The following is a 24,359-nucleotide window of genomic DNA, read 5'->3' as shown; positions in this document are numbered from 1 at the left end:
TTCTGCTTTTTATAATATACTCTATCTGTCAAAGTAATTTTAAATCTACCTGCTCGCTCTGTAGTACTTTATACAAGAAAGCGTTTACAAAATATTCAATATCGATTATAATTGTTTCAATGAAACGTGTAAAACGGATACCACGTTAAGTGCACACGTTGAATGATGATTGAATTATATAATGCTGCCTATTCTGCACAAAGTCCTTAACAAAGACGAAAAAAGCAGATAAAAGCCAGTTCAATGTTGATTACCACTATGTAATCTATTTGAACTGGCTTTTTTTTGAACCTAGAGAGGAGGAATAAACATTGGCAGGTGCACTGGAGAATATTACGGTACTAGATTTATCAAGAGTGCTAGCAGGTCCATACTGCACGATGATCCTCGGCGATCTCGGTGCGGAAGTAATAAAGGTTGAAGCACCTGGCGGCAGTGATGAGACACGTAAATGGGGACCCCCATTCCAACATGATGTCAGCGCCTATTATCTTTCTGCAAATCGCAATAAACAAAGCATCACTGTTGATTTAAAGTCAGAGGAAGGCATCAGGATTATTAAAAACCTGATTAAAAAAGCGGATGTCGTCCTGAATAACTTTAAAACGGGAACAATGGAACGACTGGGAATTGACTATGACACTCTATCGGCAATCAATCCAGGAATTGTTTATTGTTCCATTACAGGATTCGGGGAAACGGGTCCAAAGAAAGATATGCCAGGATATGATTTTATCATCCAGGCAATGAGCGGACTAATGAGTATAACGGGAGATGAAACCTCAGGACCGCAAAAGCTTGGTGTTGCAATTACCGATATTTTAACCGGGCTTTATGCCTGTATCGGTATTCAAGCTGCATTGCTGGAGCGCAACCATTCCAATATTGGCCAAAAACTAGATATTTCCTTATATGATACGGCTGTGAGCTCACTTGTAAATATTGGCAGCAGCTATTTAATGTCAGGCAAGATCCCTACTGCTCTGGGGAATCAGCATGCGAATATTGTACCATATCAAACCTTCCAAACAAGTGATGGAGAAATGGTGATCGCAGTTGGCAATGATCGGCAGTTTCAGGCACTATGCTCTATTTTGGCAATTCCGACGATTAGCTCGGATCAGCGATTTACTGCAAATCCAGATAGAGTAATGCATCGGAAGCAATTAATCCCCATTCTGCAGCAAGTCTTGCTAACAAAAACAAGCGTTCACTGGCTGGAAAAGTGTCATGAAAACAATATTCCCTGTGGACCGATTCAAAATCTTAAAGAGGTAACACTGGATCCGCAGCTCATTAAGAGAGATATGTTTATTGATTACGAGCATCCAACAGCTGGATCTATCAAAATAATTGGTAGTCCATTGAAGCTCTCACGGACCCCTGTAACGATGCGGCATCACCCACCAAATGCCGGAGAACATAATGAAGCCATTTTATCCAAATTAAAAGATGAGGAGATGGAAAAATGAATTTTGATTTTACTGAAGAACAAATGATGCTGCGGAGAACCGTAAGAGATTTTACAGATAAAGAAATTCTGCCATATATTGCTGAATGGGATCGACGGGGATATTTTGATCCTAGTCTATTGCCAAAGCTGGCTGCGCTTGGATTGATGGGTGTCTGCATTCCTGAAAAGTATGGCGGGAGCGGCATGGATTATAATGCACTTGCAATTGTTTGTGAAGAATTAGAGCGTGGAGACACAGCATTCCGTACCGCTGTTTCTGTTCATATTGGCTTAAATAGCATGACATTACTTCAATGGGGAACCGAGGAACAGAAGCTTAAATACCTCGTCCCACAGGCAAAAGGCGAGAAAATCGGTGCGTTCGGACTGACAGAACCTGGCGCTGGATCAGATGTTGCGGCACTGCAAGCAACTGCAACTAAACAAGACGATCACTATATATTAAATGGGCAAAAGACATGGATTTCGTTATGTGATATTGCAGATCATTTCTTAGTTTTTGCATACACAGGAGAGAAATCAGCAAAGCATAAAGCAATCTCTGCCTTCATCATCGAGCGCACCTGGGACGGTTTTTCTTCAAAAGCAATTAAAGGGAAGCATGGCATTCGTTCCGGTAATACTGGTGAGATATTTTTTGATAATGTAAAAGTGCCAAAAGAAAACCTCCTTGGCGAGGAAGGTGAAGGATTTAAAATTGCAATGGCCGCGCTCGATAATGGACGTTTTACTGTTGCAGCAGGAGCTGTAGGGCAAATTATGGCTTGTTTAGAATCGAGCATCAAATATGCCCATGAGCGGGAAACCTTTGGAAAGGAAATTGGTAAGCATCAATTAGTGCAACAAATGATTGCCAAAATGGAGGCCGGCTTTCAAATGAGCCGCTTGCTCGTTTATCGTGCAGGAGAATTAAAAAACCGAGGAAAACGCAATACGAGAGAAACTTCGCTTGCAAAATGGCAGGCATGCGACTTTGCCAATGCGGCTGCAAATGATGCCGTACAAATTCACGGTGCATATGGCTATTCAGATGAATATCCAGTCGAACGTTATTTGCGGAATTCCAAAGCTCCTGTCATATATGAAGGCACACGCGAAGTACACACAATAATGCAAGCAGAGTATGTGCTCGGATATCGGCAGGATAAGCCCTTGAACAAAACACTCCCACCTTGGGAAAATTAAACTTTCTCCATTCGAATCAATTGATATTGCGTGGTGTAATGAGATATGCTTAATGCAAAAGGGAGGTTTCTATATGTTTGATAAATTAACGAAAAGCATCTTTATTAATGGTGAATGGAAAGATGTTGATGATCAAAAGACAGAGACAGTTTATAATCCCGCAACACTTGAAACAATCACCGAAGTGGCACTGGGAGCTACAGCTGAAGCGGATGAAGCAATAGAGGCCGCCAGTAACGCATTTCCACAATGGAGCACAATGACTGGTCGAGAGCGCGGCAGTATTTTATACAAAGCATCGCAGCTCATGCTCGAGGATGCTGATCGATTAGCCAAAATCTTAACCATTGAGCAAGGAAAGCCATTAGCTGAAGCACTCGGTGAAATAAAAATCAGTGCGAATTATTTATTATGGTATGCGGAAGAAGCGAGCCGTGCTTACGGTGAAGTGATTCCCTCATCTAATAAATCGAAGCGCCTGCTCGTGATTCCACAGCCGGTTGGTGTTGTTGGTGCAATTACCCCATGGAATTTCCCATCTTCCATGATTACAAGGAAAATTGGCCCTGCATTAGCTGCTGGCTGTACTGTTGTGCTAAAACCAGCATCGGAAACACCTTTGTCAGCAATTGAAATTATGAAAATTATGGAGAGAGCAGGAATCCCTAATGGTGTTGTCAATTTAGTGACTGGTGACGCACAAGCAATCGGACAAAGCTTGCTTACAAATAAAGCAGTGCGATTAATTACGTTTACAGGCTCAACAGGTGTCGGTAAATATTTAATGCGTGAAAGTGCAGAGCATGTGAAGAAACTCTCACTCGAGCTTGGCGGGCATGCCCCGAGTATTGTATATGCAGATGCAGATATTGATAAAGCAGCAACCCTCGTATTAGGAAGTAAATTTAGAAATGCTGGTCAAACATGTATTTGTACGAATCGACTATATGTACATGAATCCATTGCCGAAGAATTTACTGCAGCACTGACTGAAAAGGTAAAACAAATGAAGCTCGGTTCAGGACTGGAAGATGGAGTAGAAATTGGGCCATTAATTAATGAGAAGGCATCCGAAAAGGTCAAATCACATATAGAGGACGCAGTGAATAGAGGAGCTAAAATTGCTTACGGCGGGGACGCTTGGGATTGTGATCTCGACGGTTATTTCTACAATCCTACGATTCTAGCAAATACTACGGATGATATGCTAGTAATGCATGAGGAAACATTTGGGCCTGTACTTCCAATCCAAACATTTAATGAAGAAGATGAAGTGATTAAGAAAGCAAATGACACAGACTATGGGCTTGCTGCTTACTTGTTCACTGAAAACACAAATCGTGCTATTCGTGTATCGGAACAATTAGAGTATGGCATTATTGGCATCAATGATGTCTATCCAGCAATTGCAGAAGGACCGTTTGGCGGTATCAAGCAATCCGGCGTCGGCAAAGAAGGCGGACATCACGGCATGGACGAATTTTTAGAAAAGAAATTTGTATCCATTGGAATTGAATAAGAAATCTCATTAATAAGCCCGCATGAATGGTTTTTCAACCAAATTTCATGCGGGTTTATTTTTTCAGCGGCGAATCTGAGGGAAATACTGAAATATTGTAAATTACGCTGATATAATCGATTAAGGCGGGCGGCGCGCTTATTCTTTTTGAGGGATCCCCTCGTATTGCTTATATAGATCCTTTAATGCGGATACCAGTGCATTTCCTGCTTTCCCTAGATAATGCTCTTTTATTAGATTAACTGGTCCTTCTATCCCATCTCGCAAACTGTAGCCTTTAAGCAATTGGCCAACAAATTCTCTTCCATGCTCCGTTGCTAGAGTACAGCTAGCAGCAATAATTACGCCGTATTTTTTATCAATTTCTGCTGTGATTGTTAATGTTTCATATACGCTTTTGGCAGCCATTCCGGATGGGAGGCGTGCATGGCCGGCGATAAATATTGTATTCATCTTTATTCAGATCCTTTTATATAGTAATGGATAATATCGAATTATGAACACTCTAATCCGCACTAGATTTGCTTTCTGCTTCAAATAAATAATTCTATTTCCATTTAATTCAGGACATTTTCCCTAATGATAACACCGCGTTTTGCCATTTCATTGATATAGACATCGCCTGGCACAATCTTTTCTGGCGGATGGACACCTTTGTCTACAATCGTTCCACTGCCAATCATCTGTGCAACAATAGATATTGTATTTGCAGTTGCTCTTGCCATCGCTGTTACATTCGTCTTCCTATCCTTATAGGTTGTCATTTCATATTCATAGGTTCGGTGGTCGCCTTGCTTCTCACCAGATACAATGACTCGTAATAATACGACATCATCTTTATCGCCGAGCTCAACAATTGGATCTAATACTTTTAAGAAAACCTCGCGCGGACTAATTTGTTCGCCATTTAATTCAACTTTATAGCCTGCTTTCGTCAAATTCAAATCAATGAGTAGTTTAAATTTCTCTGCATGCCCTGGATATCGGATTGTTTTATATTCTAATGTTTGCAGGTTTGGATATGTTAAGGATAGTGTTGAGGTTCCCCCTGATGTATGAAAGGCCTCCAGTGGTCCAAATCTCTCAAAATAAATGGTTTCTACTTCAGATAATGATGGAACCTCTTGCTTCATCCCATTCCGAATAATTAAAGAAGGGTCTGTATAATGATCGAATACACCCTCCATTGAAAAAACGTGATAATATTCTAATGGTGGCTGGGGTTTCAGCGGAATTCCGCCAACATATAATTTAATCGAATCTACCTTATCCAGTTTACTTGCTCCGTGCCCTGCCAGAATATTAATCATCCCTGGTGCAACACCAAGATCAGGAATTAACGTGACCCCTGCTTTCTCTGCTTCCTTCCCCAAGGCAAGCACCCTGTCCGTCATATGACCAATATGCCCGCCTAAATCAACAGAATTTACCCCTTCTTTAATTGCGGTCTTTGCCACGATTTCATTAAATGAATAGAACAGCGCATTGATGATGACATCGAATTTCTGAATATATTGCTTAAGCTCCTGTTCCTCTTTTGCATTAACTTGATATGCTGTTAGCTTTGGTGATTTCAAATGCTCACAAACCTTTTGTGCACGTTCAAAATCGATATCCGCTATTCCAACTTCCGTAACACCAGCACTTCCGGCCAAATCACGTGCTGCTTCTTTTCCCATTAGACCAGAACCGAGTACCCCTACCTTCACCTGAACCCCTCCAGTAACTTTACTCTACATCTATTTGCGCACGCTGCAGCTTCCCACTATAATCCACATAAACTGCTTTCCATTCCGTAAAAACATCAAGTGCCTGAATACCAGAATCACGATGTCCATTTCCCGTACCTTTTGTCCCGCCAAATGGCAAATGAATCTCTGCGCCAGTTGTGCCTGCATTTACATAAACAATTCCCGTATCTAGATCACGCTGTGCTTTAAACACACGATTAATATCATTCGTATAGATCGAGCTTGATAGACCATACTCCACGCTATTATTCACTTCAATTGCTTCTTCAAAGCTTTTTACAGGAATTAGGGAAACTACCGGACCAAAGATTTCCTCTTGTGCAATCCGCATCTCAGCACGCACATCCGTAAACAATGTTGGTGCAAAATAATATCCTTTCCCGTGCTGTCCACCTGTTAGCTCATATCCGCCCTCAAGTAAATTTGCACCTTCGTTTTTCCCTATTTCAATATAGTTTTTAATTTTATCCAGTCCTGATTGATTAATTATCGGTCCAACCTTGATTGATTCATCCAATCCATCACCAATTGTTAGCTTTTCCATTGCACTGCGAAGACGTTCCTCCAATGCACCTTTGACCGTTTCATGAACGATTACGCGACTACATGCCGTACAGCGCTGCCCGCTTGTTCCAAAGGCACTCCATAAAATCCCCTCTACTGCCAAATCTAAATCCGCATCGTCCATTACGATAACCGCGTTTTTTCCGCCCATTTCAAGGGAAACCTTCTTCAACTGCCTGCCACATTCTGCTGCAATATTTCGCCCGACATCATTTGATCCAGTAAAAGAAATAACCCGAATATCTGGATGCTGAACCATGGCATTCCCTACAGTACGACCGGATCCGAACACAACATTGACAACACCCTTTGGCAGACCAGCCGCTTCAAAGATTTTTGCCAATTCGTATGCCATGATCGGTGTTTCCGTTGCTGGTTTCCACACGACAGCATTTCCAGCAACGATAGCCGGGAATGATTTCCATGTGGCGATTGCAATTGGAAAATTCCATGGCGTAATAATACCAACAACTCCAACCGGTGCACGCTGGCTCATCGCAAACTTATCCTTTAGTTCCGCCGGTGTTGTTTGCCCAAATAATCTTCTTCCCTCACCAGCCATATAAAATGCCATATCTATTCCTTCTTGTACTTCACCACGTGCCTCTTCAATCACCTTGCCGTTCTCTTGGGTCAAAAGCTGTGCAAGCCTTTCCTTACGTTCTTTCAAAAGATAGCCGACACGATATAACACCTCCGCCCGCTGTGGCGCCGGTACTAGTGCCCACTCCTTTTGTGCCTTTTTAGCTGCTGCAACAGCATCATCAACATAACTCGCATTTGATAACGGAACCTGAACAATCGTCTTTCCTGTCGCAGGGTTAAAAACGGGGGCAACATCCATTACTTCTACCCATTCCCCGTCAATATAGTTTGCTAATTTTTCTGTCTCCAACAGTACTGCCAAAAAAATCCCTCCCCTAATATTTTGTCGTGGCATACTGGAATTTGTAACCGCTTTCCTTTAATTGAATAAAAATGATCTCTCCTCCGTAATACAACTTCACCATTATTATAGATGACTATTTTCACTTTTACAATTATTTTTAAAAGATAGTTAAATTGGGTTAATCGAAGAATATAATTTCTAGGACTTAATGATTGGCTACACCCCCTTTAGGACTATTATTAAATGCCATGAAGAAGTGTTATAATGAAACAATATTTTTCAACCAAGAATCAACTGGGAAGAAGGGAAAGCATGCAAAAGAAACAAGAACAATGGTCATCTAAAATCGGCTTTATTTTATCATCTGCTGGAGCCGCAATTGGCCTTGGTGCAATCTGGAAATTCCCATATATGACGGGAATGAATGGCGGGGGTGCTTTTTTCTTATTATTTATCGCCTTTACTGTCATTATTGGTTTACCGATATTAATTGCAGAATTCATCATTGGCAGGGGTGCTCAGAAGGAAGCTGTCAGCGCATATAAAAAACTTGCACCAAATTCACTTTGGACCTTTATTGGTAAATGGGGTGTTGTTGGTGCGTTCTTACTTATGTCGTTTTATAGTGTTGTCGGTGGGTGGGTACTTATTTATAGCGCACTATCGATTCCTGGACTGATCATTAAGGATACTGCGAACTATCCAGAGCTGTTCGCAACGATAACTGGGAGTCCATTTTATACTATCCTAGGTCTCGCACTGTTTTTACTAATCAATATTATTGTCGTTTCCTTTGGTATTCAAAACGGAATTGAAAAGTCGAGTAAAATCTTAATGCCATTACTCTTTATCTTTTTCATTATCCTAGTCATTCGGGCGGTAACGTTTGAGGGTGCGCTTGAGGGAATTCGCTTTTTCCTTCAGCCAGATTTCTCCAAGCTGAATGCCAGTAACGTCCTATATGCGCTCGGGCAATCCTTCTTCTCACTTGCTGTCGGTATTTCCGTTATGGTAACGTATAGCTCTTATTTGAAGAAGGATGTCAGTTTACCACTTTCCGCTAGTTCTGTGGCTGTTATGGGTATCTTTGTTTCACTCCTAGCTGGTCTGGCAATTTTCCCAGTCGTGTTTGCGTTCGGACTTGAGCCAACAGAGGGTCCTGGACTATTATTTATCGTCCTTCCAGAAGCATTTGCACAAATGCCTTTCGGAGAAGTATTCCTTAGTCTGTTTCTCTTACTATTTTTATTTGCTGTTTTAACATCATCCTTTAGTATGCTGGAAATCATTACAGCAGCGTTCACAGAAAAGAAAGGGAGATCACGGAAAAAGGTCGCAAGCATTGCTGGTATCCTCATCTTTATCGCTGGTATCCCTGCTGCATTGTCATCGAATGCCCTCGCTGATTTTAAAATTTTTGGTTTAACTATCTTTGATGCATCCGATTACCTAGTAAGTAATATTATGCTCCCTGGTGGTTGTTTATTTATCGCCCTGTTTATTGGCTATAAAATGGACAAGACCCTTGTTAAGAATGAGTTCTCGTATGGAAATAACTTATCCAACGGTACGTATCAAGTCTGGTTCCAGCTAATGCGCTGGCTCGTGCCAATTACAATTATCTTCGTATTTTTAGGATCAGTTGGGATTTTGTAATTTGCTAGCCTCTGTTATCGCCCTAATGGGGTTCCTCTTATAAGGCTCATGATAAGCAACAAAGGCATTGCACATTAAGGCTTGGAGAAATTTTATCTCTAAGTCTTGATTTTTAATATTTGTTCAACTGACGTACCAAATCGTTTAACAACATCACAGAAAAAATTATTAAGATCCTACAGTTTTGAAATACGCTTCTTCACCATCATTATAAATCCTCATGAAACAAAGAGATCGACAATCACGACGATCTCTTTGTTTTGATAAAGCATCAATTAGCGAAAGAATAAGGAATAAATTAAGAAGCCTACTATTAATAAGAGAATAAGTATTCCAGTAAATTTCCAACCCATTCCCCCAACTAAATCAGGAAGTCCTCCACCGTGAATACTACCAGCAGGATTCCTTTTTAATTCTTCTTGTCTCAATCTTTCTCTTCTTCTTTCAGGAGTCTCTCTTTCCTCGCTCATTTGAGCACCTCCATTAGGTAAGTTTTATTGCTTTAATGCATTTCTTGATATGGAAAGATCGTTCCGTTGGTTAAATCTTGCACAATTTAGTGCAATAAGCGTTTTTTAATCTGAAAAAGTTTCTCCCTTATTCAAATCCAAAGTATGATTGTTAATTGTGACTGTATGGTTATTTGTCCATTCCACATCTGCCTTGTGCATATTGATATCATTATAAATATTCTTCTTAAACCAAAGTGGGCCATCTACTATTCCTAATACACTAATGGATGTAGCCGCTCCTCCATTTACAGTATAAAAGTCAATCGTGATTTTAGAATCGGGTGATTGCGTACTAGTAATGTGTTCTCTTGTAATTATATTCACTGCTACCCCTAACAAGAGAATTGCTGACAGAGAAAATGAAATGATCACCGTGAGCCAGCTTCTCCACCTTGCTCCCCTGTTTCTATTATCTTTAAATCCAAGACACCCCATAACAAAGGTAATACCAGTTAATAGCCAAAAAATAGAAACAGGTGGTGCCACAGACCAAATTTGATTCCTAGAGGCATATAACGAATATAGTGTAAGCACCAGGAATAATAAGCATAAGAAGAATGAGCCTAAATTATATTTTCTTTCCAACAAATTACCTCCTCTTAGAAAATGTTAGTCCGTATGCTCTAACAGTCCTGCCACGTTACTTGAATTGGTTAGAAGCATTTGTGTTCTTTCAGTAATGCAGCCGTTTGTTGAATAGCGCCTATTTCTTTAACTGCATAAATAATTTAGGAGTCAATTCCTCACTTTCTATAACGATAGCAGTTAATCCCACAATGGTTTTAGTTTCGTGCCACTCATCTTTGTCCCAAAAGACAGCATCCCCAGATTGAACTTTAAAGTATTCGTCTTTTTCATTACGAACATAACCCTCTCCGTTCAAAATTAATAGGAGTTGTGGCACTGCTGCTTGGTGGTAGCCCACCAAACCATTTTGATCTAAGTGCATACAGCCAATGTTTGTTGGCTTATTTGTTTGAATTATACGAGACATAACAAAATCCGAATTAAATTTTGATATCTTGTTACCGCTCTCTTTATTAAATTTATAAAATTCCATTATGACCTCCTGGAATGGCTTCTTTTTCATATATTTCAACTTTATATCCTGCATTCTGTAATCGGATCGCACTTGCTAATCCAGCTACACCTGCGCAATTACAATTACTTTTTTCTTCATGTATTTCACTCTCATTAACCTAAAATCTGTTTTTGAAATCATTAAAGACCTTAGATCTGAAAATTGTTTGTCTGCTCTAGATGTCTCTTCGTTGCGACTAATAGGATAAGTAATATAAGCTCGAATCCATTAGTTATCGCCGAACTATTGATAGGAATAGGGATCATGCTACCCAGTGTCATTACAAATGCACCAATAAACATCCAAGCCCAACCATTTTTTATCCATAAAAGAATCCCAGCGGCAATAAGTGTCAATGTTACCAGAAGAATCATAAAGGGGGCTCCATTCAAAGCTTCTATAGGCACATAACGTAATACACCATATTCCCATAAGGGCCCCAGCTCCAATCCGATAACTTCGGTACGAATTTCAATAAAGATTAGTATCAATGTAAACAACATTGCAATATTTAGTGCACGCTTTTTATTCATTCCTTTTATTTCAGCAGCTCTCAAAACACCAAATGAATAAAGAACCAGTGTTGGTGTAATAAGTGCATGACTCCAAAAACGTAATAGATTAAGAGTTTCTAAGAAGTCCCCTTCTCCAATAATCCTACCAGCTGCAATTACCGTATTATCTAAAATCAATCCAATTAGGACCAAATAAATAATTGAAAGGAATGACCAAAGTTTGTTTTGAGGAGAAACACTTGTACTCCAAATAAGTAATGATAGATAAGCAAAAGAATAAAATAAATAGAGAAACATATCCAAAGAAACCTCTCCTTATCAAAAGTTAATCCATTCCAAAGAGAAGATACAATCGACATACGAACGACAAACATTAGGTTAATCTTTGAACATTTCATTTGACTTGTTTACAACAGGAAGTGTATTAGGGAACAGTTTATTTATTACATAGATGCATTTTGCTTATCAACCGATGAGCAAAATGCATGGGAAACCTTCATCAAGGTTTTTTAGTCCCATGCAAAATTAAATCCACAAGTACGGTATATTGCCCTGCCAAAGATTTAGGTTTACTCTTCCACGTGGACATTGTTTGCCCCATTGTTAATAAGCAAAACCGCGCAGCTTCTTCTGAAGTAATGGTATCTCTTAGCATTCCTTCCTCTTTCAACTCTTCAAAAATGTTGATAAATGGCTCTAAATACGTCTGTTTCCATAATGAAAAGATATAGCGACGATTTTCCTCTTTAAATTCAACCGCAATATCATGAATCATCATCATGATACTTGTAGGATGTTCATTTGATAATACTTCCAGCATAGCCTCTAAGCGCTCGGAAATGGTTTCCTTAGAAATATTTTCTATTTTCAACCGTATGTTTGTAACAAAAACTTCTAGCATCGCAATATATAGGGATTGCTTGTCTGGAAAATGATAATAAAGAGCAGGTTGAGTAATATTGCACTTTGCAGCAATTTCCCTAGTAGTCACTGCCCGGTACCCTTTCTGCATGAATAGCTGCTCGGACACTTTCAGAATACGTTCTCTTGTCAGTGCTAGCTCTTCTTTTCTAGTTAGTGGTTTTTTCATGTAAAAGTACTCCCTTTTATTTACCTTATCTTCCATTTTACATAAGTTTAAATTAATTGCACGTTTTCGTAATTTCTCATTTATCGATTGATAAATGAACTATATTATGATTATAATTGGCATAGAGATTGTTATAGTGTTCGCTTATCAATCGATAACTAAATAAACAAAAGGGAGCCTGGGTATGAAAAATGTTATTCAGAAGTTCAGTCAATTAGTGGGGGGAAGAGTTGGAAGATGGGTTACACTTGCGGTCTGGGTTGTTCTTATTGTCATTCTTCAACTATTCTTTCCAAATTCAAGTGAATATACAGACGATACGATTGAGCCGTTGCCAAGCAATGCGCCATCAATGGAGGCTTCAACCGTCATTGAGGAGAAGTTTCCAAATAATGATGGGTTTCCTGCTCTAGTTACTTGGTACAGGGAAGATGGTATTACAGAAGAAGACCTTAAGTTGATTCAATCGCTTGCAAAAAGCTTAGAGAACAATGAATTGCAGTATCAAGAATTTGCAGTTCCATACAATCAAATGCCAATTCCAGCTCTACAGGAGATGGTTTCTGAAGATGGAACGACATTTTTACAACCTATCTTATTTCAAAACGGCACATCACCTGAAGATGTTAAAGGCGATCTAGTCCAGTTAGAAGAGCGTGTAGAGACGCAGTTTAATGTGGTCCCCTTTAATCAGGATATCGATTCTGCTGAACTCGTTGCTCGCGTTACAGGTCCAGCAGGGATTAGCGTAGATGCGACCGAATTGTTTGAAAACGCAGATGTTTCCCTGTTAATTGGAACGGTATTGCTCGTACTTGTAATCCTTTTACTTATTTATCGTTCGCCAATTCTGCCATTTATCCCAATTATAGCCGTGGGAGCAGCTTATGCAGTCACAACTCCAATTCTTGGATGGCTAGCGCAATCAGGTTATATCAGCTATGATTCGCAAGGGATAGCCATTATGACTGTGCTTTTATTCGGTGCAGGGACAGATTATTGTCTATTTTTAATTTCGCGATTTAGACAGTTTCTATATGAGGAACAAAACAATTTTCAAGCATTAAAGAAAGCATTTATGGATACGTCAGGTGTAATAGCAATTAGTGGTTTGACTGTTGCATCAGCGCTTATGGCGCTACTAATATCAAAGTACGCTACGATTCACAATTTCGCAATTCCATTTGGACTGTCGATTTTTATTATGATGATTTCTTCGTTAACGCTTGTTCCTGCGCTGCTCAGTATATTAGGTAGAACATCATTCTTCCCATTTATTCCGAGAACGAACGATATGGAAGAAAGGAGAGCAAAGCGAAAGAATAAGAAGGTCAAAAAGCATAAACAGTCACGTTTCTGGCATCATATAGGTGAGTTTGCAGCGAAGAAACCAATTCGGACCGCTATTCTAACGCTTCTACTGCTGTTAGGTAGTTCAGCTTTTGTGACTCAAGTAAATTATTCCTATGACATACTCTCCTCGTTTCCAGAGGATACTCCGTCTCGTCAAGGGTTTGAGCTTATTTCTGATGCGTTTGGTTCAGGCGACCTTGCACCAGTTCAAGTGTTGTTTGACACTGGTGGAAAGAATATCAACTTACAAGACAAACTGAGTGGTTTGGAAGGTGTAAGTCATGCTGAGGAACCTCAAGTTAGCGAGGAAGATGATCACTTTGTCATGTATCAAATCGAACTTGAAAAGAACCCTTACAGCAATGAAGGGATGGACGATCTTGCTCAGTTAAAAGAAGATATAGACCTTATGAACATAGAGGAAGATTTAAATGGTTTATGGGTTGGGGGACAAACAGCGGAGCAGCTAGATCAGCGTAACGTCGTTGAATCAGATGAGACAATGATTATTACACTAGTTATCGTTATTATTTCCGTATTGTTACTCGTTTACTTACGATCAATTACCGCCATGCTTTACCTTGTTGCTACGGTCCTCATTTCTTTTACAAGTGCGCTAGGTCTTGGTTGGATTATCCTGCATTATGGATTCGGGGTCCCTGCTATTTCAGGTTTAATTCCTATCTACGCCTTTGTATTTATTGTAGCTCTAGGTGAGGATTATAATATTTTTATGATTTCTAATATATGGGAAAGGCGAAAAACGATGCCTTTGAAGGATGCCATTCGCGAAGGCGTAGGCCAAAGTGGAGGCGTAATTACTTCTGCTGGTATCATACTCGCAGGAACATTTGCCGTTTTAACGACACTACCAATCCAAGTACTCGTTCAATTTGGACTAATAACAGCAATTGGCGTACTATTGGATACTTTTATTGTTCGTCCCCTCCTAGTTCCAGCTATTACTAGCCTTTTTGGAAAGTGGGCATTTTGGCCTTCGAAGCAAATGAATGTAAGGCAAGTTGAAACGGAAAAAAGAGTTAAGTAACTCAAGTTTATAATTTCAATTAGAGACATAAGAGCCATGCGAATGCTTGGCTCTTATGCATTATTGAACTTGATTTAGTTTTTGAATGGTTAGATACTAATCGTCCTTTGATTTTGATAAATCTGTTTCCTCACCGAATTCAATTGAAGTTTTACAACGCCGGCAAGAACATATAAAAGAAAAATCCTGTCTAAATTTATCCTGGATTTAATCAAACTTTATTTTAAATCTACATAAAAAAAAGACACATAATTTACCTTTCCTTTATGTAAATGATTATTAATCGATAAATGATATATATCCCTAAATAACCCCCAGTTATAAGGAAAAAGGGATTTAAGAAGATAGCATGAATATTTGTCATAAATACGGTTTTATCTTTAATGATTTCATAAATAGCTAAAGAAGCAATATTTCCAAAAATGAGTATCGATACAATGGCACCTAAATTAAAAATAATACGGGACTTTATCCAGAGTTTCTGTAGGAAGAACATACTTAAGGGAAGAACAATACTTATTAGAACTAGAAAGATCTTCAACAAATCACCTTCTTTGTATAACTAGTATTCAACACACTTGGCATTTGAATAATAAAATTCGTTTCATTGCATAAAATAAATTCAGACAGGTATACTGGGGGTGAAAAATCATTTTTCCAGCTATTTTGGTCTTTATTATCGTTTATTTATTATTTCTTATTTCCGGGTTCTTATTCCCTATTGACCGTTCATGGTATGCTAAGCTGAAAAAACCAATTTGGACTCCTTCAGGAAAGGTAATAGGAGTTATTTGGGGAGTGTTGTATGCACTAATCGCGCTGTCTCTTGCAATTGTTGAGTATAAGATTGGTTTGAAAAATACGAGCTTAACTTTTATTACTTTTTGGATAATTAACTATCTAACCAATCAAGCTTTTGGCTTTTTTGAGTTTAAAGCAAAAAGACTAGATTTAGCTGTTTTAGATACAGCAATAGTTGCTCTAACTTCTTTATTGCTTATTTTTGTAACCCTTCCTTATTCAGTTGTAGGAGCCGTACTACTAATACCTTACGTCTTATGGTCTACCTTTGCTACGTATTTAGCATGGAACATATACCTTTTGAATAGATAAAATAGGGTATCTTTTCTTACAAAGAGCCAGTACTTTAAACATAATTATTAATGCCATCAATATTTGGTATACTCTACATTTAATAAAAGCAGTTGAATATCAAAAACGGGTAGGTAGTTTTAATGAAGACTTATTTCATCATATGTTACCTTTAGATGAGAACATATAAATTTATTAGGATAATACCATTTTAAATCGGAGAAAGTGGGATCAAAAGATTCTTTAAGACCACTAAAACTCTTTTAATGTTGTTAAAAATGGGAAATCGTCTCGAAAATGGGCTTAGCGTTGTAAATCCGCATTTTCCTGACGCTATCCCTAATAAAGATAAACGTATATCATTTCAGTAAGCTATACAAACATGGAATGATTAACATACATAGAAGTGTAGAAAGCATGACTTCGAATGATGAGTAGTGGGAAAGGTACATGTAGAAATTAAAACACAAGTAAGAACAAGGGAATAATGCGTAATTTATATAAAACGGCAATCCAAATATAGATATTTTTATTATATTGCCTTAAATCTTGCAGGCGAATGTCTGCAAGCATACTACCAATTAACATCATCGACAAATGAAAATAAAATCAATGCTAGCAAGGTGATATACAGCATCAGTTGTGTAATGACCTGGTTGGCATGATCACTGAGTATATTTATTTTACGGGCACCAAGGCCAATGGCGACCATGACGTACAAAGGAATCATGGCTTGCAAAAATGCACCAGCAGAAAACATAAATCTTCCTCTCTCCTTCCAGATTCATATTTTAGCCTATGATTAGAAAAAAAAGAAGGTACTGTTTACGTGAAATATTCAATTTTTGACTCAGGGAAAAAGCGTTGGATATATCCGTCGATTGTATCCTTGATATCATCTTGTTCATTATCTTTATAAACATATTTGTAAATACCATATCTTCCCCATTTTGTTTTACGTTTCGACTCATCAAGTTCAAGTTTTGTCATTGGATAGTTTTCCTGAATCACACGTTTTGCCGGCTTTGTAAAACGATACTGGATCATCTCAAACGTCAAATCATTTCGTGCAAAATCGGTAAAGTTGCTTCCAGCTTTTCAAACATCTCGAGATATCCTTCTTTCCATCCGTCATGTAGATAAATGGGTGCAATGATGAATCCAAGTGGATAACCTGCTTCATCCAATGCGTTTTGAATCACCTGATTATCATTTGCATAAGAAAATCTTATATTCTTCTTTTGGTCATTGTTAGATGCACTCATTTTATCACCTTGAATTGTTTCTATGTTCACCTTTTAATTGTGCCCTAGGATTTGGTAAAATACTTTATAATTAAACGGGATAGATTTATTGTATAAATAATTGAGCCAACTCCATAATAACTGTGAGCGACAAAAATTGTCGTTGTTTGTACAATAAGCATTACAAACTCTGGAGGAATGAAATATGTCAGTATTGGATAATTTTGACGGCTGGAAAGATTTTCTTGGAGATCGTCTGCAAAATGCAGAGCAAGGTGGCATGACTGAAGGAGCCATCAATAATATTGCTACGCAGATTGGAGATTATTTAGCGAAAAACGTAGATCCGAAAAACGAGGAGCAAAGAGTGCTTTCTGATCTCTGGAATGCGGCAGATGATAGCCAAAAACAGGCGCTTGCAGGTGCTATGGTAAATTTAGTTAAAAATACGAAGTAAGCGACAAATCCTCATTACATTTTGAACCTCTCGAAGTGCATTCGAGAGGTTCAGAATTTCGGACATCATTTCCTAAAGTGACACTAACCGCTTCTTTGATGCAATTAACCACTCGGATATTAAGGTGAATTTCCAAATGAATAATATTAAGGCATTAGATATTCAAAATACTTTAAAACAATTCTTATATCTGAATGGGAATGAACGAAAAAACCTGAACCTCAAATATTCCAAATCGCCCTTGATAAACTTAATGTTTTACCTTCCGAAAGTATATTTGTTGGCGACCACCCAGAATAAGATGTAAAGGCTGCTCAAAAGGTCGGTATGAAATGTGTATGGAAAAGAGACAATCATTGGGAATAACGTTAAAGCAGATTTCATAGTGGAAGATTTAAAACAATTACCTTAAATTGTAGATAAATTAAGCCATCATAATATAAAATCTTGTTAAGCTAAATGGTGCTTTAGGGGAATAAGCTAAACTTAAAAAGTCGAATCTTTCGCGTATGGAATTCGACTTTATTTAGGTTGAAGTCACTTCGTGTACAGAATTTCTAAAATGACACAGACTGATAAAATCATAGTTAAGAGTGTCTCAAAAATGATTTGAAGAAAAAGTTTCCGGAGCAACAAAAGAACGGGAACAAAATCAGGGTTACTCTATGCAAAAGATGAAGCAACCGAGCAACACCTTGCTACAATGATGCAAGGTTTCCAAGCACATGACTATAAAGGAAAGCGATTAAAGCTTTCTTGTTTCTTAAAAACGGAGAATGTGTTTAAATGCGGTGCTTGGCTTCGTATTGATAATGCCAATGGAGATACGATTCAATCGTGTTAGATGTCCCAGAAGATAGTGCTTCTATCCACTTTAGTGTTTTACTGTTTGGAAAGGGAAATGTTTGGTCGGATGGATTCCGTTTTGAGGAAGTATCGGAAAAAGTACCTACAACCAATATGCTTGACGTTGAACATCTACCAAAACAACCAAGTAATTTAGATTTTAATGAGGAGTAACAGATGTTTCTGCTTTTAGATTTTATTATTGACTTCCTCATTGGCTTATATGTGTCTCTAGGCTTGGGAACGAATGAATATAAAATTATTGTTAAAATTGAAAAATTAGCAAAGGATTATCCAGAGGTATTAGATTATTATCATTAATACCGAACATTTTTTGAAAAAGATAAAGAATTAAGTAAAGCCTTACTCCGTCTAAACCTCAAAGATCCTGAGAATACAAAAGATGTAGCAGAACTTACTCATATAAAAATAAGTCGTTTTGAATTAGCATAGATATATTTGCTTAGGGCAACATTGGTTGAAGAAATATTATTTGATTTTGAGATTGAGATCATATTTTAGATTTTCCAGAAAAGGGCGCTTTAATGGAGCAATGAAAAGCCTAATTTCTCATTTTTATGCTGAGAAATTAGGCTTTTTAATATTGAAATTTCCTTAACGTTGGATATCCGTATTTTTCTGACGCTTCCCCACTTCAAGAATTCGAGAAAAATCAAGAATAGTAAGTGGGGATCAACAGAAAGTCAAAATCCCGATTCTGTTCAACTAACATTAAGTGGGGACCGATATTACCCCTACTTAATGAAGTTTCACTTTATATTTTCATAATTATCAAATTGCTTATTTATTCATTCACTTGTTTTCCTTAACGAAGTTTTTTATAGGAATGAATTATCCACTATTTCGAAACCTTTTCACCACCCAAACGTATGAATACTATCTGAAAGAAAGATTGGAGATGAATATATGATCGGAATTTTAACAACTGCATTGCTGTCATTTATTTTATTCTTTATCGTAGCATTGTATTTTGTATTTAAAAATAAAGATCGCGCAACAACATTAAAAGGCATTGGCATTGTATTTATTATCTTATTTATTGTAGAGGCAGTAATTGTTTACTTCGCAATGCCGGCAATAACGATTCCAAATATAACGATTGCTAATCTTATTATTGGATTTGTTGGGATGCTCTCACTTTATGGCATTACAATGACCCAGCCATTTACAAAGGCGAGCAGACAATTGGATTCGGTAGCGATCATTATTGTCATTGTAGCAATTCTAGCAATGCCAGCCTTTTTCGTACTTGGAATCTTCGCATTAAATGATACGTATGATTCGATTGCAAAAAATGAAGTACCTGAGGCAAAACCGCTTGATAAAAGCGCAACACCGATTGTTGTTTCACCAGAATCTGCACGTAATAAAGTACAAAAATCTATGAGTGTCGTACCAAACACGCAATTCTATGATTTAGGAAAGCTTCAGGTTCAGAAAGTTGGAGAGGATGTTGTCTTCATTGCACCTGTTGAGTTTACAGACTTCTGGCGCTATTTCCGCGGCAAAGAAACAGAAGGATATTTCACAATTTCTGCTACTGATATTAATGCACAGCCGAAGTTTGTTGAAAGCAAGATGCGTTATACAAATTCGAGTTTTTTCAATCATAGTATTAAACGTGTAATATATAGTGCTTATCCAAATTATATTCAAAGTGGTGAGGCACAAATCGAAGTGGATGAAGATGGAAAACCATGGTATGTGCAAACACTTTATAAACCAATCGGCTTAACAAATAAACCAGATATGTCGAAGCTGAATGTTGCAGTTGTCGACCCTGTAACAAGTAATGTATCCTTATACGATACGGCAGAAGCACCTGAATTCATTGATGGGTCAATTAGCTCGGAAATGGCTTCCGATGAAAATGAGTACTTCGGTAAATTTGTTCATGGTTGGTTGAATTCCATCTTCGGTAAGAAGGATGTTAAAATTCCAAACGAATCTGGTACCGAAAGTAATGTGACACCAATATTTGATAATGATGGACAGATGCACTACTTCACCGATATGTCCTCACCTAAGGAAAATATCGATTCGGCTTTAGGCTACACATTAATTAATGCTCGAAGCGGGGAACTCGTTTACTATAATGGGGACCAAAACAATGGAATCATGGATAGTAAAGGCGCAAGAGAAATCGTAGATAAGGAATTCCCAGAGAAGAATTGGAAGGGTTCCATGCCAATCTTATATAACATTGATGGCAATCCAACATGGGTAGTCAATGTACTTGATCCAAATGGTCTCTTTAAGCATTATGCCTATATCAAGGCTGCCGATTCTGACTTTGTTGTCTTCGGCGATACCGCAAGTCAAACACTTGATGCCTATCGACTTGCACTTGTTCAAGACCCTAGTAATGTTGGCTCAACCGGCGAAGCTTCCACGTTAGAAACGATTAATGGCAAAGTAAATCGTGTTGTTGTCACAACACAAGAAACCGGGCAATTGATCCAATTTTTATTAGCAGGAGACCAAACAATTTATACGATAAATGCTTCGAAAGCACCTCTTGCTGTATTCATGCAGGCTGATGATAAGGTAACACTTGAGGCTAACGTATTAGATAATGGAACAGCAATTGTTGAGTCTCTTACAATTGAAGGGTTAACCGAATAGTATCTTACCCAAAAAATGCAACTCGAAAATTCGAGTTGCATTTTTTTAAGTTAATTATTCTCTAATTCCTCAATCATCAACGATAGTTCTTCCCATCGTTCCATTTTTGCTTCAAGCTGTGCTTCTACGGTTTGTTGTTCTGCAAATAATGTTTGCACCTTTTCAGCATCACTGCCAGCATCAACGATACCTGCTTTTAATGCTTCAATCTTTTCTTCTAGCTCCATAATTTCGTCCTCTATCTTATCCCATTCCTTTTGGTCGTTATAAGAAAGTTTCTTTTTCGTTTTCTTTTGAGGAGATTGCACTTTCACAGATTTTTCCTGTTTTACTTCATTTTGCTGCTTCTCTTCCAAATACTCACTATAATTGCCATAGTAATGGTTAACCTTACCGTTTCCAACAAATACAAATAGATGATCCACGACACGATCCAAGAAATATCGATCATGGGATACCGTAATTACGACGCCAGGGAAATGATCGAGGTATTCTTCAAGCACACTTAATGTCTGTGTATCTAGATCATTTGTCGGCTCATCGAGGAATAAAACATTTGGCTCAGTCATTAACACTTTTAATAAATAGAGACGACGTCTTTCTCCACCAGAAAGCTTGCGAATATAATTATATTGTTCAGACCTATTAAATAGGAAACGCTCCAGCATTTGCTCTGCTGTGATTGTTTGCCCATCTTTTGTATAAATGACTTCAGCGATTTCTTTTATATAGTCGATAATCCTCTGGCTACCATCGAGCTCCTCATCACCTTGCGTATAGTAACCAATCTTGACCGTTTCACCAATTTCAATTTCACCTTTATCTGGGGATATTCGCATGGCCATCATATTTAATAATGTTGTCTTTCCCGAGCCATTCGCCCCAATTATCCCGATTCGGTCACCTGGTACAACAAGATGACTGAAATCATGCAGCAACATTTTGTCGTCGTAGGACTTTTCAAGATTTTTAATTTCAATTACTTTTTTGCCAAGTCTTGTTGATCCCACTTGAAACTCCACGTTTTGTTTATTCGTATCAAATGATTTTTCTTTCATTTCTTCTACACGTTCAATCCGCGCCTTTTGTTTCGTTGACCGTGCCTTGGCACCTCGTCTTAGCCATGCAAGCTCACGTCGCAATGTATTTTCATGCTTCTGCTCACTGCTCAGCTCTAATGCTTCCCGTTCAGCCTTTTTCTCAAGGAATATTTCGTAGTTTCCCTCATAAACATATAAATTTCCTTTATCAAGCTCATAAATTCGATTTGTTACCCGATTTAAGAAATAGCGATCATGGGTCACCAGTAATAGGGAGCCTTTATATGTTTGCAGGAATTTCTCCAGCCATTCAACCGTTTCATTATCCAAATGGTTTGTCGGCTCATCCAATATTAATAAATCGGCTGGCTGAATGAGTGCTTTGGCAATCGCTACACGCTTCCGTTGTCCACCAGAAAGCTCGGTAACTTTTTTATCAAAATCGGTAATCCCTAATTTGGTTAATACCGTTTTTGCTGTTGTACTTGCTTCCCATGCCTCTTCCTTATCCATCTGTTCCTGCATTTTTAGTAATTGCTGCTGTGCATGCTGATTCGCAGCATCCTTCTGAAGTTTGAGTAATGCCGCTTCATATGCACGTAAAGTCTTCATAATTATTGATTCCCCGTAATAGATCTGTTCTATAACGGTTAAATCACTATCAAGCACTGGATCTTGCGCCAAGTATTCAATTTGATAGTCCTTTGAATGTTTAATCGTACCCTTTTCAGCTGAGTCGATTCCAGCAATTACTTTCAAAAAGGTGGATTTACCCGTACCGTTGACGCCAATAACACCGATTCGTTCATATTCAGAAATCGTACATGTAATATCATTAAATAATACCTTCTCGCCATACGATTTAGTTAAGTTCTCTATTGTAAGCATATGCATTCCTTCCTCGCACTATATTCAAGCAATTATTTCGATTGTTCTTTACGCTTATGTAACCACGTTTTTACAACCCCAACGATTAAGAATAACATCCACGATGTCACTAAGTAAAAGATTACTCTACTGCCTTCGTTCATATCTGGAAAATAAAAAGCCATTCCCAACCATATCAGTGCAATTATTGCAAGCTGTCCAAGTAATAGTTTCATGTCTTCTCCCCCGTGTTTGAAACGCTCTATCTTCTAGTTTAGCCTAGTCGTTGCGAAAATTCCACCTAGGCTAATGCTGTCACGTATATTTATCTTAGTGATGTGTTTTGGGATACTTCATTCATTTCCTATTACTGTTCAAAGATCTCTGGATGGAATCCGTCTTTCTGGAAATAATTTTTGATACTTCGAACTCCTAAAATTCATTTTCAATGTGTTATTTGGCTAAATACGTTTCTGACGGCTGCATGGCCATTTTTCAACATCTCTTTCTGAACTAATACATCATCAGATAAACATAATTTGTCCCGCAATAGTTTCTAACAATAACTTGTATGTTAAGTTAGCTTTTTTCTGCAGAATAATTTTTAAAATAATCAATGATGTAATGAAGAAAATTCTCAGACGCTTTCGAGAAATAATGCTTCTTTTTATATGCAACCCCTATTGTTCGTTTACAATTTGGGAAACTAATTGGAATAGCAATGATACCTGGATGTTCAGATAGCATCGAGAGCCTTGGGGTAAATGAAATCCCATAACCCATTTCTACTAGTTTAAGAATTGCTCCTGAATCTTCAACCTCAATTAAATTATTTGGCTCGATTCCAGCCTCCCTACAAAATTTATCTGTAATATCACGAAATCCATATCCCTCAACTAATCCAATAAATCTTTCATTTTCTGTTTCTTTTAGCGAGATGGACTTTCTATTAGAAAACGGGTGATCCACTGGCACAGTCAAAAATATTTCATCATCCGCTAACGGAATCCATTCAATACCTTCTTCGATTATTGGGAAAGTAGATATGCCAAAATCGATTTTGTCATTCTTTATCAAAAGCTTCATCTGTGTAGAAGAAGATTGAATTTGTTTAATTTGTACATTTGGATATGATTTTAAATATTCACCCATCAAAAGCGGAAAAACATGTGGGAATGTAGCAGCAACAGAAATATATCCTTTTTCTAGGCCTGCTAAATCCTTAATTATCCTCTCCCCTTCTTTTATCTCTATAAAAGCTCGATCAACATGTTCAAGCAAAATCTCTCCGAATTCGTTTAATTGAATTTCCCTTCCTTCTCGATTAAATAATTTTATTTCTAGCTCCTCTTCTAAGTGATGTATTGCTTTGCTTAAAGCTGGTTGAGATATATTTAATTTACTGGCTGCTTTTGTCATATGACCAATATGGGCAACCGCTTGAAAATATTTCAATTTAGAAGCTTCCAATCATAACACCACCCTATTCATAATCTGTAGTTATTAATTCATAGATAATATGTATTATAC

At 38.0% G+C, this 24,359-nt stretch carries 22 protein-coding genes and 4 pseudogenes; 12 read left to right on the top strand and 14 right to left on the bottom strand.

Features of this window, described 5'->3' with window-relative positions:
• Positions 1–311 precede the first annotated feature (311 nt).
• From CWR48_RS06640 to CWR48_RS06630, 3 genes are all read left to right on the top strand, one after another.
• Positions 312–1,472 (top strand): CaiB/BaiF CoA transferase family protein, encoded by a 1,161-nt coding sequence (locus CWR48_RS06640; RefSeq protein WP_115772431.1) that lies wholly within the window; start codon positions 312–314, stop codon positions 1,470–1,472.
• The gene (locus CWR48_RS06635) at positions 1,469–2,659 is read left to right on the top strand and encodes an acyl-CoA dehydrogenase family protein (protein WP_115772430.1); all 1,191 of its coding nucleotides are present in this window, start codon (positions 1,469–1,471) and stop codon (positions 2,657–2,659) included. The genes CWR48_RS06640 and CWR48_RS06635 overlap by 4 nt, the downstream gene beginning before the upstream one ends.
• A 73-nt stretch (positions 2,660–2,732) precedes the next feature.
• Complete coding sequence (locus CWR48_RS06630; protein WP_115772429.1) at positions 2,733–4,178, top strand: NAD-dependent succinate-semialdehyde dehydrogenase; 1,446 nt, start codon at positions 2,733–2,735, stop codon at positions 4,176–4,178.
• 138 nt (positions 4,179–4,316) lie between these two features.
• Here the strand turns inward: CWR48_RS06630 and CWR48_RS06625 are convergent, their stop codons facing one another.
• From CWR48_RS06625 to CWR48_RS06615, 3 genes and pseudogenes are all read right to left on the bottom strand, one after another.
• Entirely contained in the window at positions 4,317–4,631 is a 315-nt protein-coding gene (locus tag CWR48_RS06625) for a DUF3870 domain-containing protein (protein ID WP_115772428.1), read from the bottom strand.
• Positions 4,632–4,735: 104 nt separating this feature from the next.
• A pseudogene (locus CWR48_RS06620) lies at positions 4,736–5,893 on the bottom strand (saccharopine dehydrogenase family protein); the annotation flags it as partial.
• 13 nt (positions 5,894–5,906) lie between these two features.
• Positions 5,907–7,337, bottom strand: a complete 1,431-nt coding sequence (locus CWR48_RS06615) for an aldehyde dehydrogenase family protein (protein ID WP_245976753.1) — start codon at positions 7,335–7,337, stop codon at positions 5,907–5,909.
• A gap of 357 nt (positions 7,338–7,694) precedes the next feature.
• Between CWR48_RS06615 and CWR48_RS06610 the strand changes: the two genes are divergently transcribed.
• Entirely contained in the window at positions 7,695–9,038 is a 1,344-nt protein-coding gene (locus tag CWR48_RS06610) for a sodium-dependent transporter (RefSeq protein WP_115772425.1), read from the top strand.
• A gap of 275 nt (positions 9,039–9,313) precedes the next feature.
• Here the strand turns inward: CWR48_RS06610 and CWR48_RS06605 are convergent, their stop codons facing one another.
• The 6 genes from CWR48_RS06605 to CWR48_RS06580 form a co-directional block, all read right to left on the bottom strand.
• Entirely contained in the window at positions 9,314–9,508 is a 195-nt protein-coding gene (locus CWR48_RS06605; protein ID WP_115772424.1) for a DUF6366 family protein, read from the bottom strand.
• A gap of 105 nt (positions 9,509–9,613) precedes the next feature.
• On the bottom strand, positions 9,614–10,135 hold the full coding sequence (locus tag CWR48_RS06600; RefSeq protein WP_245976741.1) for a DUF5412 family protein: 522 nt from the start codon (positions 10,133–10,135) through the stop codon (positions 9,614–9,616).
• A gap of 118 nt (positions 10,136–10,253) precedes the next feature.
• Complete coding sequence (locus CWR48_RS06595; protein WP_115772423.1) at positions 10,254–10,610, bottom strand: cupin domain-containing protein; 357 nt, start codon at positions 10,608–10,610, stop codon at positions 10,254–10,256.
• On the bottom strand, positions 10,597–10,677 hold the full coding sequence (locus CWR48_RS06590; protein ID WP_281270251.1) for a hypothetical protein: 81 nt from the start codon (positions 10,675–10,677) through the stop codon (positions 10,597–10,599). Before CWR48_RS06590 ends, CWR48_RS06595 begins: the two co-directional genes overlap by 14 nt.
• 103 nt (positions 10,678–10,780) lie before the next feature.
• A complete protein-coding gene (locus CWR48_RS06585; RefSeq protein WP_245976752.1) occupies positions 10,781–11,443 on the bottom strand; it encodes a hypothetical protein in 663 nt (220 codons plus the stop codon).
• Between the two features lie 202 nt (positions 11,444–11,645).
• Positions 11,646–12,236 (bottom strand): TetR/AcrR family transcriptional regulator, encoded by a 591-nt coding sequence (locus tag CWR48_RS06580; RefSeq protein ID WP_115772421.1) that lies wholly within the window; start codon positions 12,234–12,236, stop codon positions 11,646–11,648.
• Positions 12,237–12,420: 184 nt separating this feature from the next.
• Between CWR48_RS06580 and CWR48_RS06575 the strand changes: the two genes are divergently transcribed.
• The 3 genes and pseudogenes from CWR48_RS06575 to CWR48_RS20775 all read left to right on the top strand — a co-directional run.
• On the top strand, positions 12,421–14,637 hold the full coding sequence (locus CWR48_RS06575) for an MMPL family transporter (protein ID WP_115772420.1): 2,217 nt from the start codon (positions 12,421–12,423) through the stop codon (positions 14,635–14,637).
• A 648-nt stretch (positions 14,638–15,285) separates the two neighbouring features.
• A complete protein-coding gene (locus tag CWR48_RS06565; protein ID WP_115772419.1) occupies positions 15,286–15,750 on the top strand; it encodes a TspO/MBR family protein in 465 nt (154 codons plus the stop codon).
• Between the two features lie 16 nt (positions 15,751–15,766).
• Positions 15,767–15,930 (top strand): annotated as a pseudogene (locus CWR48_RS20775) (Tn3 family transposase); the annotation flags it as partial.
• A gap of 373 nt (positions 15,931–16,303) precedes the next feature.
• Here the strand turns inward: CWR48_RS20775 and CWR48_RS06560 are convergent.
• Positions 16,304–16,489, bottom strand: coding sequence for a hypothetical protein (locus CWR48_RS06560; protein ID WP_115772418.1), 186 nt, complete (start codon positions 16,487–16,489; stop codon positions 16,304–16,306).
• 65 nt (positions 16,490–16,554) lie between these two features.
• A pseudogene (locus tag CWR48_RS06555) lies at positions 16,555–16,907 on the bottom strand (spore photoproduct lyase family protein); the annotation flags it as partial.
• A gap of 271 nt (positions 16,908–17,178) precedes the next feature.
• Here CWR48_RS06555 and CWR48_RS06550 point away from each other — a divergent pair.
• The 5 genes and pseudogenes from CWR48_RS06550 to CWR48_RS06535 all read left to right on the top strand — a co-directional run bounded on the left by CWR48_RS06550 (position 17,179) and on the right by CWR48_RS06535 (position 20,922).
• Complete coding sequence (locus CWR48_RS06550; protein WP_115772417.1) at positions 17,179–17,430, top strand: DUF3243 domain-containing protein; 252 nt, start codon at positions 17,179–17,181, stop codon at positions 17,428–17,430.
• 130 nt (positions 17,431–17,560) lie between these two features.
• Positions 17,561–17,842, top strand: a pseudogene (locus CWR48_RS21185) (HAD family hydrolase); the annotation flags it as partial.
• A gap of 425 nt (positions 17,843–18,267) precedes the next feature.
• Positions 18,268–18,450, top strand: coding sequence for a hypothetical protein (locus tag CWR48_RS21255; protein WP_484213794.1), 183 nt, complete (start codon positions 18,268–18,270; stop codon positions 18,448–18,450).
• A 3-nt stretch (positions 18,451–18,453) separates the two neighbouring features.
• Entirely contained in the window at positions 18,454–18,597 is a 144-nt protein-coding gene (locus CWR48_RS20385) for a hypothetical protein (RefSeq protein ID WP_170140717.1), read from the top strand.
• A 606-nt stretch (positions 18,598–19,203) separates the two neighbouring features.
• The gene (locus CWR48_RS06535; RefSeq protein ID WP_115772416.1) at positions 19,204–20,922 is read left to right on the top strand and encodes a DNA-binding protein; all 1,719 of its coding nucleotides are present in this window, start codon (positions 19,204–19,206) and stop codon (positions 20,920–20,922) included.
• A gap of 50 nt (positions 20,923–20,972) precedes the next feature.
• Here CWR48_RS06535 and CWR48_RS06530 read toward each other — a convergent pair whose 3' ends face one another.
• From CWR48_RS06530 to CWR48_RS06520, 3 genes are all read right to left on the bottom strand, one after another.
• Positions 20,973–22,850 (bottom strand): ABC transporter ATP-binding protein, encoded by a 1,878-nt coding sequence (locus tag CWR48_RS06530; RefSeq protein WP_115772415.1) that lies wholly within the window; start codon positions 22,848–22,850, stop codon positions 20,973–20,975.
• Between the two features lie 32 nt (positions 22,851–22,882).
• On the bottom strand, positions 22,883–23,065 hold the full coding sequence (locus CWR48_RS06525; RefSeq protein WP_115772414.1) for a hypothetical protein: 183 nt from the start codon (positions 23,063–23,065) through the stop codon (positions 22,883–22,885).
• A 343-nt stretch (positions 23,066–23,408) separates the two neighbouring features.
• Entirely contained in the window at positions 23,409–24,299 is an 891-nt protein-coding gene (locus CWR48_RS06520) for a LysR family transcriptional regulator (protein ID WP_115772413.1), read from the bottom strand.
• Positions 24,300–24,359 lie beyond the last annotated feature (60 nt).

This window comes from Oceanobacillus arenosus (genome assembly GCF_003369575.1).
Taxonomy (GTDB): domain Bacteria; phylum Bacillota; class Bacilli; order Bacillales; family Amphibacillaceae; genus Oceanobacillus; species Oceanobacillus arenosus.
This window is presented reverse-complemented; position numbering and strand designations above follow the sequence as displayed.

Coding starts and splice junctions, on each gene's coding strand:
- CWR48_RS06575 (WP_115772420.1), top strand. CDS start 12,421: ATGAAAAATGTTATTCAGAAGTTCAGTCAATTAGTGGGGGGAAGAGTT.
- CWR48_RS06630 (WP_115772429.1), top strand. CDS start 2,733: ATGTTTGATAAATTAACGAAAAGCATCTTTATTAATGGTGAATGGAAA.
- CWR48_RS06610 (WP_115772425.1), top strand. CDS start 7,695: ATGCAAAAGAAACAAGAACAATGGTCATCTAAAATCGGCTTTATTTTA.
- CWR48_RS06530 (WP_115772415.1), bottom strand. CDS start 22,850: ATGCTTACAATAGAGAACTTAACTAAATCGTATGGCGAGAAGGTATTA.
- CWR48_RS06615 (WP_245976753.1), bottom strand. CDS start 7,337: ATGGATGTTGCCCCCGTTTTTAACCCTGCGACAGGAAAGACGATTGTT.
- CWR48_RS20385 (WP_170140717.1), top strand. CDS start 18,454: ATGTTTCTGCTTTTAGATTTTATTATTGACTTCCTCATTGGCTTATAT.
- CWR48_RS06635 (WP_115772430.1), top strand. CDS start 1,469: ATGAATTTTGATTTTACTGAAGAACAAATGATGCTGCGGAGAACCGTA.
- CWR48_RS06595 (WP_115772423.1), bottom strand. CDS start 10,610: ATGGAATTTTATAAATTTAATAAAGAGAGCGGTAACAAGATATCAAAA.
- CWR48_RS06525 (WP_115772414.1), bottom strand. CDS start 23,065: ATGAAACTATTACTTGGACAGCTTGCAATAATTGCACTGATATGGTTG.
- CWR48_RS06625 (WP_115772428.1), bottom strand. CDS start 4,631: ATGAATACAATATTTATCGCCGGCCATGCACGCCTCCCATCCGGAATG.
- CWR48_RS06560 (WP_115772418.1), bottom strand. CDS start 16,489: ATGTTTTCTGCTGGTGCATTTTTGCAAGCCATGATTCCTTTGTACGTC.
- CWR48_RS06535 (WP_115772416.1), top strand. CDS start 19,204: ATGATCGGAATTTTAACAACTGCATTGCTGTCATTTATTTTATTCTTT.
- CWR48_RS06605 (WP_115772424.1), bottom strand. CDS start 9,508: ATGAGCGAGGAAAGAGAGACTCCTGAAAGAAGAAGAGAAAGATTGAGA.
- CWR48_RS06550 (WP_115772417.1), top strand. CDS start 17,179: ATGTCAGTATTGGATAATTTTGACGGCTGGAAAGATTTTCTTGGAGAT.
- CWR48_RS06585 (WP_245976752.1), bottom strand. CDS start 11,443: ATGTTTCTCTATTTATTTTATTCTTTTGCTTATCTATCATTACTTATT.
- CWR48_RS06580 (WP_115772421.1), bottom strand. CDS start 12,236: ATGAAAAAACCACTAACTAGAAAAGAAGAGCTAGCACTGACAAGAGAA.